Raw genomic sequence first — 15,074 nt, 5'->3', positions numbered from 1 at the left:
CGGCTGCCGTGCCGCCGCCCGCCGACAGGAGAGCGACCATGCTCGATCCGACCCTGAGCCGCTGGCTCGATGCCCAGGCCGAGGCCCTCGACCTCGGCCAGGCCGACCCGCAGTCGGTGCTGCCGCAACTGGCCGGCGCCGGGCTGTTCGGCATAGGCGTGCCCGAGGCGCGCGGCGGCGCCGGCGGCAGCCTGCTCGACGCGGTGGAGGCCATCGCCGCGGTGGCCGGCCATTCGCTGACTGCCGCCTTCGTCTTCTGGGGCCAGCGCGCCTTTATCGAATACCTGCTGCAGAGCCCCAACCGCGAGCTGGGCGAGCGCCTGCTCGGCGAGCTGCTGGACGGCCGCCTGGCCGGGGCCACCGGGCTGTCCAACGCGATGAAGTTCCTTTCCGGCATCGAGAGCCTGCAGGTGAAGGCCAGCCCCGCCGCCGATGATGGCTGGAGCCTGGACGGCCGCCTGCCCTGGGTGACCAACCTGCGCAAGGGCCACTTCGTGGTGGCCGCGGCCATCGAGCGCGAGGGCGCGGCGCCGCTGGTGGCGGCCATTCCCTCGGGCAGCGCCGGCCTGAGCCGCTCCGACGACCTGCGCCTGCTCGGCCTGCAGTCGAGCAACACCGCCGCCCTGGACTTCAGCGCGGTGCAGCTGCCCCGCGAGTGGCTGCTGCACGACGACGCCCGGCGCTACCTGCCGCAGGTGCGCCCGGCCTTCCTCGGCCTGCAGTGCGCCATGACCATCGGCCTCACGCGCCGCGCGCTGGAGGCGGTGCGCGAGCACCTGGGCGGCAGCCGTTCGGTGCTGCGCGAGGAGGAGGAACGCCTGCGCGGCGAGCTGGAAGCCCTGGTCGAGCGCCTGCGCGCCGGCCTTGCCAGCGGCGAGTTCGGCAGCGAACCGGCGCGCCTGTTCCGCATCCGCATCGGCCTGGCCGAAGGCGCCGCGGCGGCGGTGCAGCTGGAGCTGCAGGCCAGCGGCGGCAAGGCCTACCTCAGCCAGCACGGCGCGGCCTTCGCCCGCCGCTGGCGTGAATCGGCCTTCGTGCCCATCGTCACGCCCAGCCTGGTGCAACTGCGCGCCGAGCTGCAGCGCCAGGAGGCGCGGGCATGAGCGAGGTGTTGCTGCAGGCCGCCGGCGTCGCCCTCGGCTACCCCGAGGGCAAGGCCTGGCGCAGCGTGCTGGAAGGCTTCGAGCTGAGCCTGGCGCCGGGGGAGGTGGTGTCCATCCTCGGCCCCAGCGGCGTCGGCAAGTCCAGCCTGCTGCGGGTGCTGGCCGGGCTGCAGAAGCCGGCGGCGGGCAGCGTGCACCTGCTCGGCGAGGCCATCGACGGCCCGCACCCGCGGGTCGCCGTGGCCTTCCAGGACCCGAGCCTGCTGCCCTGGCTGAGCCTGGAGAAGAACGTGGCCTTCGGCCTCGACTTCGCCCGCCAGCCGAAGCTGGACAAGGCCAGCCTGCACCAGCGCGTCGACCAGGCGATCGCCGACGTCGGCCTGCAGCACGCGCGGCACCTGGCGCCGGCGCAACTTTCCGGCGGCATGGCGCAGCGCACCGCGCTGGCCCGCTGCCTGGCGCGGCAGCCCCAGGTGCTGCTGCTGGACGAACCCTTCGGCGCGCTGGACGAAGTGACCCGCGCCGACATGCAGCAACTGCTGCTGCGGGTGATCGGCGAGCGGCGCACCGCCGCGGTGCTGATCACCCACGACATCGACGAGGCCCTGCTGCTCTCCGAACGCATCCTGCTACTGGGCGACACCCCGGCGCGGACGTTGGGCGAGTGGCGCATCGACCTGCCGCACCCGCGTGCGGAGCTGGTCGAGGAACTGGGCGCGCTGCGGGTCGAGATTCTCAGAACCCTACGGCGGGCGAGCCGACCCCACGCGAACCCCACGACTGCGCCGGAGGCTGCCCATGTGCCTGGACGATCCCACTCATTCTCGACGTGACATTCTGAAACTCAGTGCGCTGCTCACCGCGGCCGGCGCACTGCCGCTGCTGACCAGCCTGCGCGCCCGCGCCGCCAGCGAACCGGACGCCCCGGTGCGCATCGGCTACCTGCCGATCACCGACGCCACGCCGCTGCTGGTGGCCCACGCCAACGGCCTGTTCGAGGCCGAGGGCATCAAGGCCGAGCGCCCGGTGCTGCTGCGCAGCTGGGCGCAGGTGATCGAGGCCTTCATCTCCGGCCAGGTCAACGTCATCCACCTGCTCTCGCCGATGACCGTCTGGGCCCGCTACGGCAGCAAGGTGCCGGCCAGGGTGGTGGCCTGGAACCACGTCGGCGGCTCCGGCCTGACCGTGGCGCCGGACATCGGCGAGGTGAAGCAGTTGGGCGGGCGCAGCCTGGCCATCCCGTTCTGGTACTCGATCCACAACGTGGTGCTGCAGCAACTGCTGCGCGACAACGGCCTGGTGGCGGTGAGCAGGCCGGCCAACGCCCCGCTCGCCGCCAACGAGGTCAACCTGGTGGTGCTGCCGCCCTCGGACATGCCGCCGGCCCTGGCCAGCAAGCGCATCGCCGGCTACATAGTCGCCGAGCCGTTCAACGCCCTGGCCGAGAACCTCAAGGTCGGGCGCATCCAGCGCTTCACCGGCGACGTCTGGCGCAACCACGCCTGCTGCGTGGTGTTCATGCACGAGCACGACCTGAACGGCCGCCCGGAGTGGTCGCAGAAGGTGGTCAACGCCATCGTCAAGGCCCAGCTGTGGACCCGCGACAACCGCGCCGAGGCGGCCAAGCTACTGTCCAGGGACGGCGCCAACCGCTACACCCCGCACGCGCCGGAAGTGCTCGGCCGGGTGCTGGCCCCGGCGCCGAGCGAACGTGAGAAATACCTGGCCGACGGCGCCATCCGCCATGCCGACTGGCACGAGGAGCGCATCGACTTCCAGCCGTATCCCTTCCCCAGCTACACCGAGGAACTGGTGAAACGCCTGAAGGACACCCTGATCCAGGGCGACAAGGGCTTCCTCGCCGCGCTGGACCCGGCGCAGACCGCCAGGGACCTGGTGGACGATCGCTTCGTGCGCAACGCCCTGGCCCAGGTCGGCGGCCTGGCCGCCTTCGGCATTCCCGACAGCTTCGAGCGCAGCGAGGAGATCACCACGTGAGCCCTGCCGTACTGTCCGGCCGCCGCCACTGGCTGCTGGGCCTGGCCGGGCTGCTGGCGCTGCTCGGCCTGTGGTGGGCCGGCGTGCGCCTGTTCGGCGGCGACGGCCTGGGGCAGCTGTTCGCGCCCGGGGCCACCTTCGCCAGCCTGGGCGAACTGCTCGGCCGCCCCGAGCTGTACGAGCACGTGCTGGTCAGCCTCAGGCGCGTACTGCTAGGGCTACTCCTGGCGCTGGCGGTGGGCGTGCCCCTGGGCCTGCTGGTGGGCGCCTCGCGGCACCTGGAGGCGGCGACCACGCCGGCCTTCCAGTTCCTGCGGATGATCTCGCCGCTGTCGTGGATGCCCATCGCGGTGATGCTGATGGGCGTGGGCGACCAGCCGATCTACTTCCTGCTGGCCTTCGCCGCGGTCTGGCCGATCCTGCTCAACACCGCCGCCGGCGTGCGCCAGCTCGACCCGCGCTGGCTGCAGCTGTCGCGCAGCCTCAGCGCCACGCCCTGGGAGACCCTGCGCAAGGTGATCCTGCCCGGCGTGCTCGGCCACGTGCTGACCGGCGTGCGCCTGGCCATCGGCATCCTCTGGATCGTCCTGGTGCCCTGCGAGATGCTCGGCGTCAGCGCCGGGCTGGGCTACTACATCCTCGACACCCGCGACCGCCTGGCCTACTCGGAGCTGATGGCCATGGTCCTGCTGATCGGCGCCCTGGGCTTCGCCCTCGACGCCCTGGCGCGCAGCCTGTACCGCCGGCGCCTGGGCTAGCCAGTGCATTTTGCCGGCGCTGCGTCTATATACAGGCAATGGGCCGGCGCCAGTGCGCCGGGCAGCCGAGGAGGGCGGGCCATGCGTATTCTGGTAGTCGGGGCGGGTTCCACGGGCGGTTTCTTCGGGGCGTGCCTGGCCCGGGCCGGGCGCGACGTGACCTTCCTTGTGCGCGCCGGGCGGGCGCACCAGCTGCAGCAGGAAGGCCTGCAGGTGCTCAGCCCCCACGGCGACTTCGCGCTGACGCCGCAACTGGTCAGTGCCGAGCAGCTGGACGGGCCCTACGACCTCATCCTGCTGACGGTGAAGGCCTACGCCCTGGAAGCGGCGCTGCGCGACATCGCCCCGGCGGTGGAGCCGGGCAGCATGATCCTGCCGGTGCTCAACGGCATGCACCAGGTCGACGCCATCGTCGAGCACTTCGGCCGCGGGCCGCTGCTGGGCGGCGTCTGCAAGATCGCCAGCACCCTGGACGAGCGCGGCCGCATCGTCCAGTACGGCACCCTCAACGAACTGTCCTACGGCGAGATGGACGGCGCCCGCAGCGAGCGCATCCTGCGCCTGGACGCGCTGCTGCAGGACGCCGGCTTCGACGCCCGCCTGAGCGCCGACATCCACCGCGAGATGTGGGAGAAATGGGTGCTGCTGGCGTCCCTGGGCGGCATCACCTGCCTGATGCGCGGCAACATCGGCTCGGTGGTCGCCGCGCCCCAGGGCGAGGCCTTCGTCAACCGCCTGCTGGACGAGGTGGTGGCGGTGGTCCGCGCGGTGGGCCTGGAACCGCGCGAAGCCTTCCTCGCCGAGGCGCGCCGGCAACTCACCCTGCATGGCTCGCCGCAGACCTCGTCCATGTACCGCGACCTGGTCGGCGGCCGCCCGGTGGAGGCCGAGCAGATCATCGGCGACCTGCTGGGCCGCGGCCAGGCGGCCGGGCTGGACCTGCCGCTGCTGCAAGCGGCCTTCGTGCACCTGGCGGTGTACGAGCAGGGGATGGGCTGAGCGCGTCCTGCGGATAGGTGTCGCCCGAGCCCGCGGCACCCGGCACGGCTTGCCGGCGCCGCGGCGCATCCATAGAATGGGAATTATTAACATTTGGCAATGATTCCCCCGCATGCCCGCCAGCCCCTCCGCCGACAGCGTCCACGGTCTGTACCTCGCCCATCACGGCTGGCTGAACGGCTGGCTGCGCCGCCGCCTGGGCTGCTCGCAGCAGGCCGCGGACATGGCCCAGGACACCTTCCTGCGGTTGCTGTGCGCGGCGCGCCCGCAGCCCATGGAACAACTGCGCGAGCCGCGCCACTACCTGGTGACCGTGGCCAAGCGGGTGATGGTCGACCACTTCCGCCGGCAGAGCCTGGAGCGCGCCTTCCTCGAAGGCCTGGCGCAGCGCCCGGAGGCCGGGGAGCTGTCGCCCGAGGAGCGGCAGATCATGCTGGAAACCCTGCTGGCGCTGGACGCCATGCTCGATGGCCTGGGCCAGCGGGCCAAGCAGGCGTTCCTGCTGTCGCAGCTGCAGGGCCTGAAGTACGTCGAGATCGCCGAGCGCCTGGGCGTCTCGGTCAGCTCGGTGACCAAGTACGTGGCCAGCGCCACCGAAGCCTGCCTGCTGTTCGCCCTGGACGCCGGCCTGTGATGCCCGCCGACCCGCGGCAACAGCGCGCGCTGCTCGGCGAGGCGGCGCGCTGGCATGCCCGGCTGTGCGCCGAGGATGCCGGCGACAGCCAGCACCAGGCCTGGCAGCGCTGGTGCGCGCAGAGCCCCGGGCACCGTTGGGCCTGGCAGCGCGTCGAGGCGCTGCAGGCGCAGTTGCGCGGGGTTTCCGGCAACCTTGCCTACGACACCCTCAGCCAGCCGCGCGGCCTGCCGCGGCGCAGCCTGCTCAAGGGCGCGCTGCTGCTCGCCGGCAGCGCGGCGCTGGCCGGCGGAGGTTATCGCTACGGCAACCAGGCCGCCTGGCTCGCCGACTACCGCACCGGCATCGGCGAGCGGCGCAAGGTCCGCCTGGCCGATGGCAGCCGCCTGACCCTCGACACCGCCAGCGCCGTCGACCTGCGCTTCGATGCCGGTCAACGGCTGGTGTTGCTGCGCAAGGGCGCAGTGCTGATCGAAACCGCCCACGACAGCCGGCCGTTCCTGCTGGACAGCGCCGAGGGCCGCCTGCATGCCTTGGGGACGCGCTTCTGCGTGCGCCAGGAGGCGGGCTGCACGCGCCTGACGGTGCTGCAGGATGCGGTGGCGGTGCAGCCGTTCGCCTTGCCGGGGCAGCAGCGCATCGTCCAGGCCGGCCAGCAACTGCGCTTCGGCGCCGCGCACCTGGGGCAGACGGAAAGGGCCGTGGCGGGCGCCGCCAGTTGGGCCGACGGCTGGCTGGTGGCGGATGCCTGGCGCCTGGACGCCTTGCTCGCCGAGCTCGGCCGCTACCGCCCCGGGGTGCTCAGCTGCGACCCGGCGGTGGCCGGCCTGCGCCTGTCCGGGGCTTACCCGCTGGACGAGCCGGAGCAGGCATTGCAGGCGGTGGCGCGGGCGCTGCCGGTGCGCCTGCGGCGCTTCACCGACTACTGGGTGCGGGTGCTGCCGGCCTGAGGCGACGCCCGGTGAAAATTTTTTCGGCGAGCATTGTCGATTCTCATTCGCTCATCCGACTCCTACCCGAATTCGCGGCATTTGCCGCTCACCATCGGGGGAGTCCAGAGATGAACAAGCGGATCAACGAACAGGCCCGGGCAGGGCGGGGCAAGGCGCTGGGCGGCGGCCTGAGCGCCCTGGCGCTGGCCCTGGGCATGAGCCTGGGCGCGCTGCCGGCGCTGGCCGCGCCGGCAGGGCAGGCGGCCCTGCACGAGTACGCCCTGGGTGGCGGGCCGCTGGGCGAGGTGCTGGCGCGCTTCGCCGCCGAGTCCGGCGTGGTGCTGTCGTTCGACGCCGCGCGCACGGTCGGCAAGCGCAGCGCCGGGTTGCGCGGCCGCTACGCGGTCGACCAGGGCTTCGCCGCGCTGCTCGCCGGCAGCGGGCTCAAGGCCAGCGAGGTGTCGCCCGGGCACTACGCGCTGGTGAACGACGACGTCTATTCGCTGGACTCGACGACCGTCACCGGCAACAGCCTGAGCCCGGACACCGACGACCGCGACTCCTACACCACGCCGCTGCTGACCATCGGCAAGGGCCAGCTGAGCCAGAAGGACATCCCGCAGTCGGTCAGCGTGGTCACCCGCAAGCGCATGGACGACCAGAACATGCTCACGGTGGCCGACGCCCTGCGCGACACCACCGGCATCACCGCCATCGACTACGGCGACGGCACCGCCTACTTCCAGTCGCGCGGCTTTCCGGCGGCGGTCATGTACGACGGCGTGCCCTCGGACAGCAGCCTGCAGTACCAGCAGCAGTTCGACCTGGCGATGTACGACCGGGTGGAAGTGATGCGTGGCCCCAGCGGCCTGCTGCAGGGCTCCGGCGAGCCGGGCGGCAGCGTCGACCTGCTGCGCAAGCGCCCGCGCGACGCGTTCGCCCTGACCGGCCACCTGCGCGCCGGCACCTGGGACAACTACCACGGCGACATCGACGTCACCGGGCCGCTGGACGAGCAGAAGCACATGCGCGGCCGCCTGGTGGTGGCCGCCCAGGACCGCGACTACTTCTACGACCAGGGCCACTCCGGGCTGGGCATGGTCTATGGCGCACTCGACCTCGACCTGGACCCGGACACCTTGCTGAGCCTGTCGGCCAGCTACCAGAAGACCGACATCGGGCCCTTCGACTACGGCCAGTCGGTGTACTACGACGGCAGCTTCCTCAAGGCGCCGCGCTCGCAGTTCTACGGCGCCAGGTGGAACCAGAGCTACCTGTACATGAAGGAGTTCCACGCCGAGCTGAGCCACGCCTTCGCCAACGCCTGGACCTCGAAGACCACCTTCAACTACCGCGGCCTGGACAGCAGCTCGCTGTACGCCTACCTCGGCGGCGGCGTCGACCCGGCGACCAACCAGGGCGACTTCACCAACCAGCGCCAGCACGACGACTACGACTGGTACAGCCTGGACAGCAACCTCAACGGCGATTTCGACGCCTTCGGCCGCACCCACCAGTTGCTGCTGGGCGCCAACTACGCGCTGTTCAAGGACCGCTCGCTGTCGGCCTGGGAGGACGTCGGCAACCAGGACGTGTTCGCCCCGGTGCTGCCCAAGCCGGACCTGGCCTTCGACTCGGGCCACGACACCCGCCAGACCCAGGGCGGCGTCTACGGCCAGACGCGGCTGAAGCTGCTCGACCCGCTGACCCTGGTGCTCGGCTCGCGGCTGAGCTGGTACGGCACCGAGCAGAGCGACGTGCTGCCGGAGTCCGGCCCCTGGGTGCGCTCGCCCAGCGTCAACCACAAGTACACGCCCTACGCCGGGTTGATCTACGAACTGACCCCGGAGCTGTCCAGCTATGTCAGCTACAGCAGCGGCTTCATCCCGCAGACGCAGAACAGCGCCAGCGGCAAGCTGCTCGACCCGCGCAAGAGCAAGCAGTACGAGGTGGGGCTGAAGGGCAGCTACCTGAACGGCGCGCTGAACGCCAACCTGGCGGCCTTCCTGCTGCGCGACGAGAACCGCGCGGTGGCCGACCCGGACAACGCCGGCTTCTACGTCAACGCCGGGAAGATCGAGAGCCGCGGCTGGGAAGCCGAGATCAGCGGCAGCCCGCTGCCGGGTTGGGACCTCTACGCCGGCTACACCTTCCTGCTCAACCGCTACCTGTCCGACCCGGACAACGAAGGCAAGGTCTACGACAGCGAGGAACCCAAGCACAGCCTCAAGCTGTGGAACACCTATCGCTTCCAGGGCGGCACCCTGGCCGACTGGCGCGTCGGCGGCGGCCTGCGGGCGTACAGCCCGACCGACCGCGGCGCCGAGGCGCAGGGCGGCTATGCGGTCTACGACGCGCTGCTGGGCTACCAGGTGAACAGCCACCTGGACACCAGCCTGGCGCTGAACAATGCCTTCGACCGCCACTACTTCGCCCGCGTGCCCTCGTCCTACTACGGTATCTACGGCGAACCGCGCAACCTGATGCTGACGCTGACCTACAGCTACTGAGCAAGGCCCGCCGCCGCGCATCCGCCGGCGGAGGGATAGTTCAGGAATTCCTGAACTGATTATTTGCCGCCGGCTATTTTTCCCCCGCCGCCTACCTGCGACAACTGCACCGGCGCCAGGCCACACCAGCCCTGGCGCCGGTGCAGCGGAGCCCCCACAACATCCGCGCGCCACGCTGTTCCTTACTGCCCAAGCACGCCCGGCGCCACGCCAGGCGCAAAACAACAATCGGCGGGTATCAGCCCGTCAATGCTGCCGGTCTGTCAGAGGAATACCATCGTGTCCATGCTTGCGCTCATCCCCCGTTTCCCCTCGTCCCCGCCCAGCCGCGGCCGGACGCCCGCCGCCATTCCGCCGATTCCCGCCATGCCGCGCTGAGCCGCGCCGTGACTTTCGCCGTGCCCGACGGCGCGGTTCATCCTGCCCGGAGTTCGTCCATGCGACTCGAGATCTTCCGCACCCTGTGGGGCTACGCCCATGGCTGGCCGCAGGCCATCGCCGAACTGCGCGAGGCCGGTTTCGACGGCCTGGAGGCACGGTTGCCCCTGGACCCCGCCACCCGCGCCGAGTACGCGCGGCTGCTGGTGGAGGAGGGCGTGCCCTACATCTGCACCCTGTTCACCGCCCACGACGTGCTGCCCGACCAGGCCGCCAGCCCGCAGGTCCACCTCGACGACCTGCAGCGCAAGCTGGGCCTGGCCGCGGAGCTGGCGCCGCGTTTCGTCAACGTGCTCGGCGGCAACGACCGCTGGCCGCTGGCGGCGCAGGTGGACTTTTTCGGCCGCGCCCTGGAACTGGCCGCTACCCAGGACCTGACCTGCTGCTTCGAGACCCACCGCGCCCGCTCGCTGTACAGCCCCTGGGTGACCCTGGAGCTGATCCGCCAACTGCCCGAGCTGCGTTTCACCAGCGACATCAGCCACTGGGTGGTGGTCTGCGAGCGCCTGCTGGACGACGCCGCCGACGACCTGGGCCCCTTCGTCGAGCGCGTGCACCACATCCAGGCACGCGTGGGCTACGACCAGGGCCCGCAGGTGCCGCACCCGGGCGCGCCGGAATACGCCGCCGCGCTGGCCTTCCACCAGCGCCACTGGGAAGCGGTGTGGCGCGCCCAGCAGGCGCGTGGCCAGGCCGTGACCACCCTGACCCCGGAGTTCGGCCCGGACGGGTATTTGCATCGGCTTCCCTTCACCGCTGCGCCAGTCGCCGACCTGTGGGACCTCAACCGCTGGATGGCCACGGAAGAACGCCGGCATTTCCAGACCTTCCTCGAAACCTGAGCCGGAGCACGACCCATGCAGGAGCATGCAAGCAAGGCCTTCACTTCCATCCCCGTGGTCGACATCGGCGGGCTGTTCAGCGCGCGCCTGGAAGACCGCCTGGCGGTCGCCGCCGAGCTGGGCAAGGCGGCCCGCGAGGTGGGCTTCCTGTACATCCGCAACCACGGCCTGGACCCGGCGCTGATCGAGGGCCTGCAGGCGGCGGCGCGGGACTACTTCGCCCAGCCGCTGGCGGCCAAGATGCGCCACTACATCGGCGCCTCGGAAAGCCACAAGGGCTTCGTCCCTGAAGGAGAGGAGGTGTATTCCAAGGGCAAGCCCGACCACAAGGAAGCCTTCGACGTCGGCTACGAGGTGGCCGCCGACGATCCCCTGGTGCTGGCCGGCACGCCGCTGCTGGGGCCCAACCGCTGGCCCGAGGTACCGGGTTTCGAGGCCCGGGTGCGCGCCTACTACCAGGCGGTGTTCGCCCTCGGCCGCAAGCTGTTCGACGGCTTCGCCCTGGCCCTGGGCCTGGAGGAAGGCTACTTCGACCCGCTGGTGAGCCGCCCGCCGTCCAAGCTGCGGCTGATCCACTACCCGTTCGACGGCGAGGCCCAGGATGCCCCGGGCATAGGCGCGCACACCGACTACGAGTGCTTCACCATCCTCCACGCCACCGAACCGGGCCTGGAAGTGCTGAACGAGGACGGCGAGTGGATCGACGCGCCGCCGGTGCCGGGCGCCTTCGTGGTGAACATCGGCGACATGCTGGAGGTGATGACCAACGGCGCCTTCGTCGCCACCGCCCACCGCGTGCGTACCGTGCGCGAGGAGCGCTACTCCTTCCCGCTGTTCTACGCCTGCGACTACCACACGCAGATCCGCCCGCTGCCGCAGTTCGACGACGGCGGCCAGGCCTACGAGACCATCGCCATCGGCGAGCACATGTGGAGCCAGGCGCTGCAGACCTACAGCTACCTGCGGCGCAAGGTCGCCGACGGCGAACTGAAACTGCCGGAGCGGGCGCGCAAGCCGTCCAGCTTCGGCCACCTGAAAAAACAGACGCAGCCTTCCTGAACTGCGCGTTCACTCTCGACCTGGAGCAATCACGATGCACAAGACCACCCGCACTCTCCTGGCCGCCGGCGTTCTCGGCGCGGCCCTGCTGGGCGGCGCGCAGAACGCCGCCGCCGTCACCGCCACCCCGGGCCAGTTGAAGATCGGCATGGAAATCACCTACCCGCCGTTCGAGTCCTACGACGGCGACAAGGTGGTGGGTTCCGACCCCGAGCTGGCCGCGGCCCTGGCGCGGCACATGGACCTGCAGCCCAGCTACCTGAACACCAAGTTCTCCGGGCTGATCCTCGGCCTCAACGCCGGGCACTTCGACGCGGTGATCTCGGGCATGTACATCACCCCCGAGCGCACCGCCCAGGCCTTGGCCATCCCTTACGCGCAGACCGGCGCGGCGATCATGGTGCCGGCCGGCAGCGAGCTGAAGCCAGAGAAACCCGAGGACCTCTGCGGGCTGAAGGTCGGCCTGGAGCAGGGCACCACCTGGGTGGCCAAGTTCGCCGAACTGTCGAAGAGCTACTGCGAGCCCAACGGCAAGGGCGCCATCAGCGTCAGCGAGTACCCGTCCGCGCCGGAAGTGACCCAGGCCCTGCTGTCCAGGCACGTGCAGGCCCAGGTGGAGATTTCCGGGGCCGCGCACATGATCGCCGAGCGCTCCAAGGGCCGCGTGGTGGTCACCTCCAAGGAGCTGATCTACAAGCAGACCCTGGGCATGTACGTGAAGAAGGGCAACCAGGAACTGTACGACGCGCTGAAGGTGGCCTTCCAGAAGACCAAGGACAGCGGCGAGTTCGCCGCCATCCTGAAGAAGTACGCCCTGGAAGAAGCCGCGGCCGAGTAACCGTTTCAACGCAACATGAGAGACGGGCCTGGCGCCAGGCCCGTCCGCCGAGGTGCCCATGCAGTTCGACTGGTCCTATTTCTTCTCGCTGTTCTCCCTGCCGGATTTCTGGAAGGCCTGCGTCACTGTGGTCGAGCTGAGCGCCCTGGCCTGGCTGATCGGCATGTTCCTGGGCTTCCTCCTGGCCAGCGCCAAGCTCTCCGAATCGCGCTGGCTGCGGGTGCCGGCGGGGCTGTACATCTGGTTCTTCCGCAGCGTGCCGCTGCTGGTGCTGGTGGTGTTCGTCTACAACCTGCCGCAACTGTTCCCGGCCAGCGGCGCGCTGCTGTCCAACCCGTTCATCTCCGGGCTGCTGGCCCTGGTGCTGACCGAGGCCGCGTACATGGCCGAGATCCACCGCGGCGGCCTGCTCTCGGTGAGCAAGGGGCAGAAGGAGGCCGGCCGCGCGCTGGCCATCGGCGCCTTCGGCATCCAGCGCCTGGTGGTGATCCCGCAGGCGTTCCGCATCGCCCTGCCGACGCTGATCAACGAATACGTCACCGTGGTCAAGCTGACCTCGCTGGTCTCGGTGATTTCCCTCACCGAGCTGCTGATGGTCGGCCAGCGCCTCTACGCGCAGAACTTCCTGGTGATGGAAACCCTCTCGGCGGTGGCCATCTACTACGTGCTGATCGTCACCCTGTTCGGCTGGCTGCTGCAGTACCTGGAGCACCGCCTGGACCTCAACGCGCGCAAGCCGGAAACCCTCGCCGACGCCAGCCTCGACAGCCTGCGCCAGAGCCTGCCGGAACCCTCGGTGGCGCGCCGCGAGGCCCCCGCGCCGGGCACGCCGCCGGCGCTGCACCTGCGCGACATCCGCAAGAGCTACGGCAGCCACCAGGTGCTCAAGGGCGTGTTCCTCCAGGTGGCCGGCGGCGAGGTGGTGTCGATCATCGGCCCCTCGGGCTCCGGCAAGACTTCGCTGATCCGCACGGTGAACGGCCTGGAGGGCATCGACGGCGGCGAGATCGTGCTGTTCGGCGAGTCCTACATCAAGGCCGGCCAGCCCGACCCGCTGCGCCTGCGCCGCGGCGTGCGGCACATCGGCATGGTGTTCCAGGGCTTCAACCTGTTCCCGCACCGCACCATCCTCGACAACGTCACCCTGGCGCCGCGCTTCCACGGCCTGGACGGCCGCGAGCTCTGCGAGCAGCGGGCCCTGGCGCTGCTCGACAAGGTCGGCCTGCTGGCCCACGCGCACAAGTACCCGCACCAGCTCTCCGGCGGCCAGCAGCAGCGCGTGGCCATCGCCCGCGCGCTGGCCATGGAGCCGGACATCATGCTGTTCGACGAACCGACTTCGGCGCTGGACCCGGAGCTGGTGGGCGACGTGCTCAACGTCATCCGCGACCTGGCGAAGGAGGGCATGACCATGGTTATCGTCACCCACGAGATGGATTTCGCCCTGTCGATCTCCGACCGGGTGATCTTCATGGAGAACGGCCAGGTGCAGGTGGACGCGGCGCCGGCGGCCATCCGCAACGGCGAATGCGGCGAGCGGGTGATGCGCTTCATCGGCCTGGAGCGCCCGGCAACCGCAGCCCAGGGCCAACCCCAGGCGACCGCCGCCGGCTGAGCCTGGCACTTCCCGCTCGGCAGGCGGGTGCGCATCGGGTAAGGTGCGCGCTTGCCTTGTCGTCCGGGAGGGACCATGTCATCAGACCTGGCGCAGCCACGCCTGCGCCGCGCCGATAACGCTTCCCGCCGCGCCGCGCAGGTCCTGGGCCTGTGCCTGCCCGGCGACGTGGTGCTCTACCTGCTGCTGCCGATGTACGCCGCCGACTTCGGCGTCAGCCTGGCCCAGGCGGGCATCCTGCTGGCGGCCAACCGCCTGGTGCGCATCGTCGGCTACGGCTGGGTGGTGCGCTTCTACGCCCGCCACGGCGACCGCGCCACCTGCAGCCTGGCGGCGCTGGCCTCGGCGCTGTGCGCGCTGGGTTATGCAACGCTCTCCGGCGTCGCCGCGTTGCTGGTGCTGCGCCTGATGTGGGGCCTGAGCTACGCCAGCTTCAACCTCAGCACCCAGACCCTGGCCACCGCCGAGGCCCAGGGCGCCGCGCGCCGTGCCGGGCGCTCGCGGGCGACCATCTCCATCGGGCCGATGCTGGCCTTGCCGCTGGCGGCGCTGATGGCCCAGGCCTGGGGGCCGCGCAGCGTGTTCTTCGTGCTCTTCGCCAGCGCGCTGCTGGGCCTGTGGCGCGCCCGCTCGCTGCCGAACCAGGGCCACGACCTGCCGACCCCGACCGGGCGCCGCCTGCGCCTGCCGGACAGCATCGCCACCTGGTCCTTCATCGAGGGCGTGACCCTCGACGGCTTGTTCATCTTCGGCCTGTCGCTCTACGCGGAAAGCCACCTGGGCGGCACCGGCGTGCTGGTGGCGGGCATCCTGATGGCGGTGCGCTACCTCAGCGAGATGCTCTTCAGCCCCTTCGGCGGGCGCCTGGCCGACCACTTCGGCGCGCTGCGCATGCTGGTGACGCTGTCCCTGGCGACCTCGGTGGCGCTGCTGATCTTCGGCAGCCACTGGCTGTTCGTCGGCGCCTTCCTGGTCCTGCTGCTGCGCGCCCTGCAGCTGCCACTGGTGATGACCCTGGTGGCCCAGCGCAACCCGCAGAACCGCATCCAGGCCCTGGCCGGCAACGCCGTCTGGCGCGACATAGGCGCGGGCCTGGGGCCCATGCTGGCCGGCGTGCTGCTGCCGGTGGTGCCGGCGTTCTGGGCCTACGCCGGGGCCGCGGCGGTGCTGGCGCTGAGCGCGCTGGGGTGTGCCTGGCGGCGCTGAGCGGTCCCGGCAATCGCGGACGGAGTCCGCTCCTACGCACGCGCCCAGCCGTAGGGCGAATAACCGTTCGCGGTTATCCGCCGTCGGCCGTGCCACCGGGGAGTCCGGCGTGGTCGGTGAACCCAATCGCGGACGGAGTCCG

At 70.7% G+C, this 15,074-nt stretch carries 13 protein-coding genes; all 13 read left to right on the top strand.

The window, feature by feature from the left end; all coding sequences use genetic code 11:
• Positions 1-38: 38 nt before the first annotated feature.
• The 13 genes from PKO50_RS16000 to PKO50_RS15940 all read left to right on the top strand — a co-directional run bounded on the left by PKO50_RS16000 (position 39) and on the right by PKO50_RS15940 (position 14,932).
• The gene (locus PKO50_RS16000; protein ID WP_275630288.1) at positions 39-1,103 is read left to right on the top strand and encodes an acyl-CoA dehydrogenase family protein; all 1,065 of its coding nucleotides are present in this window, start codon (positions 39-41) and stop codon (positions 1,101-1,103) included.
• Positions 1,100-1,936: an ABC transporter ATP-binding protein gene (locus PKO50_RS15995; protein ID WP_089393673.1), complete on the top strand. Its 837-nt coding sequence runs from the start codon at positions 1,100-1,102 to the stop codon at positions 1,934-1,936. The genes PKO50_RS16000 and PKO50_RS15995 overlap by 4 nt, the downstream gene beginning before the upstream one ends.
• Positions 1,902-3,101, top strand: coding sequence for an ABC transporter substrate-binding protein (locus PKO50_RS15990; protein WP_275630287.1), 1,200 nt, complete (start codon positions 1,902-1,904; stop codon positions 3,099-3,101). The genes PKO50_RS15995 and PKO50_RS15990 overlap by 35 nt, the downstream gene beginning before the upstream one ends.
• A gap of 11 nt (positions 3,102-3,112) precedes the next feature.
• On the top strand, positions 3,113-3,859 hold the full coding sequence (locus tag PKO50_RS15985; RefSeq protein WP_275630485.1) for an ABC transporter permease: 747 nt from the start codon (positions 3,113-3,115) through the stop codon (positions 3,857-3,859).
• A gap of 81 nt (positions 3,860-3,940) precedes the next feature.
• Entirely contained in the window at positions 3,941-4,858 is a 918-nt protein-coding gene (panE, locus tag PKO50_RS15980) for a 2-dehydropantoate 2-reductase (RefSeq protein ID WP_275630286.1), read from the top strand.
• 112 nt (positions 4,859-4,970) lie between these two features.
• A complete protein-coding gene (locus PKO50_RS15975; protein ID WP_275630285.1) occupies positions 4,971-5,492 on the top strand; it encodes a sigma-70 family RNA polymerase sigma factor in 522 nt (173 codons plus the stop codon).
• Positions 5,492-6,442: a FecR domain-containing protein gene (locus tag PKO50_RS15970; protein WP_275630284.1), complete on the top strand. Its 951-nt coding sequence runs from the start codon at positions 5,492-5,494 to the stop codon at positions 6,440-6,442. Before PKO50_RS15975 ends, PKO50_RS15970 begins: the two co-directional genes overlap by 1 nt.
• 110 nt (positions 6,443-6,552) lie before the next feature.
• On the top strand, positions 6,553-8,934 hold the full coding sequence (locus PKO50_RS15965; RefSeq protein WP_275630283.1) for a TonB-dependent siderophore receptor: 2,382 nt from the start codon (positions 6,553-6,555) through the stop codon (positions 8,932-8,934).
• A gap of 437 nt (positions 8,935-9,371) precedes the next feature.
• Positions 9,372-10,214, top strand: a complete 843-nt coding sequence (locus PKO50_RS15960) for a TIM barrel protein (protein WP_275630282.1) — start codon at positions 9,372-9,374, stop codon at positions 10,212-10,214.
• A 15-nt stretch (positions 10,215-10,229) separates the two neighbouring features.
• Positions 10,230-11,273 carry a 2-oxoglutarate and iron-dependent oxygenase domain-containing protein gene (locus PKO50_RS15955; RefSeq protein WP_275630281.1) on the top strand — a complete coding sequence of 348 codons (1,044 nt, stop codon included), beginning with the start codon at positions 10,230-10,232 and terminating at the stop codon, positions 11,271-11,273.
• 34 nt (positions 11,274-11,307) lie between these two features.
• The gene (locus PKO50_RS15950) at positions 11,308-12,111 is read left to right on the top strand and encodes an ABC transporter substrate-binding protein (protein WP_109937008.1); all 804 of its coding nucleotides are present in this window, start codon (positions 11,308-11,310) and stop codon (positions 12,109-12,111) included.
• Positions 12,112-12,169: 58 nt separating this feature from the next.
• Complete coding sequence (locus tag PKO50_RS15945) at positions 12,170-13,726, top strand: amino acid ABC transporter permease/ATP-binding protein (RefSeq protein WP_275630280.1); 1,557 nt, start codon at positions 12,170-12,172, stop codon at positions 13,724-13,726.
• A 75-nt stretch (positions 13,727-13,801) separates the two neighbouring features.
• Positions 13,802-14,932, top strand: a complete 1,131-nt coding sequence (locus tag PKO50_RS15940; RefSeq protein ID WP_275630279.1) for an MFS transporter — start codon at positions 13,802-13,804, stop codon at positions 14,930-14,932.
• Positions 14,933-15,074: the final 142 nt, after the last annotated feature.

The organism is Pseudomonas sp. 273, from assembly GCF_029201425.1.
Lineage (GTDB): Bacteria > Pseudomonadota > Gammaproteobacteria > Pseudomonadales > Pseudomonadaceae > Pseudomonas > Pseudomonas delhiensis.
This window is presented reverse-complemented; position numbering and strand designations above follow the sequence as displayed.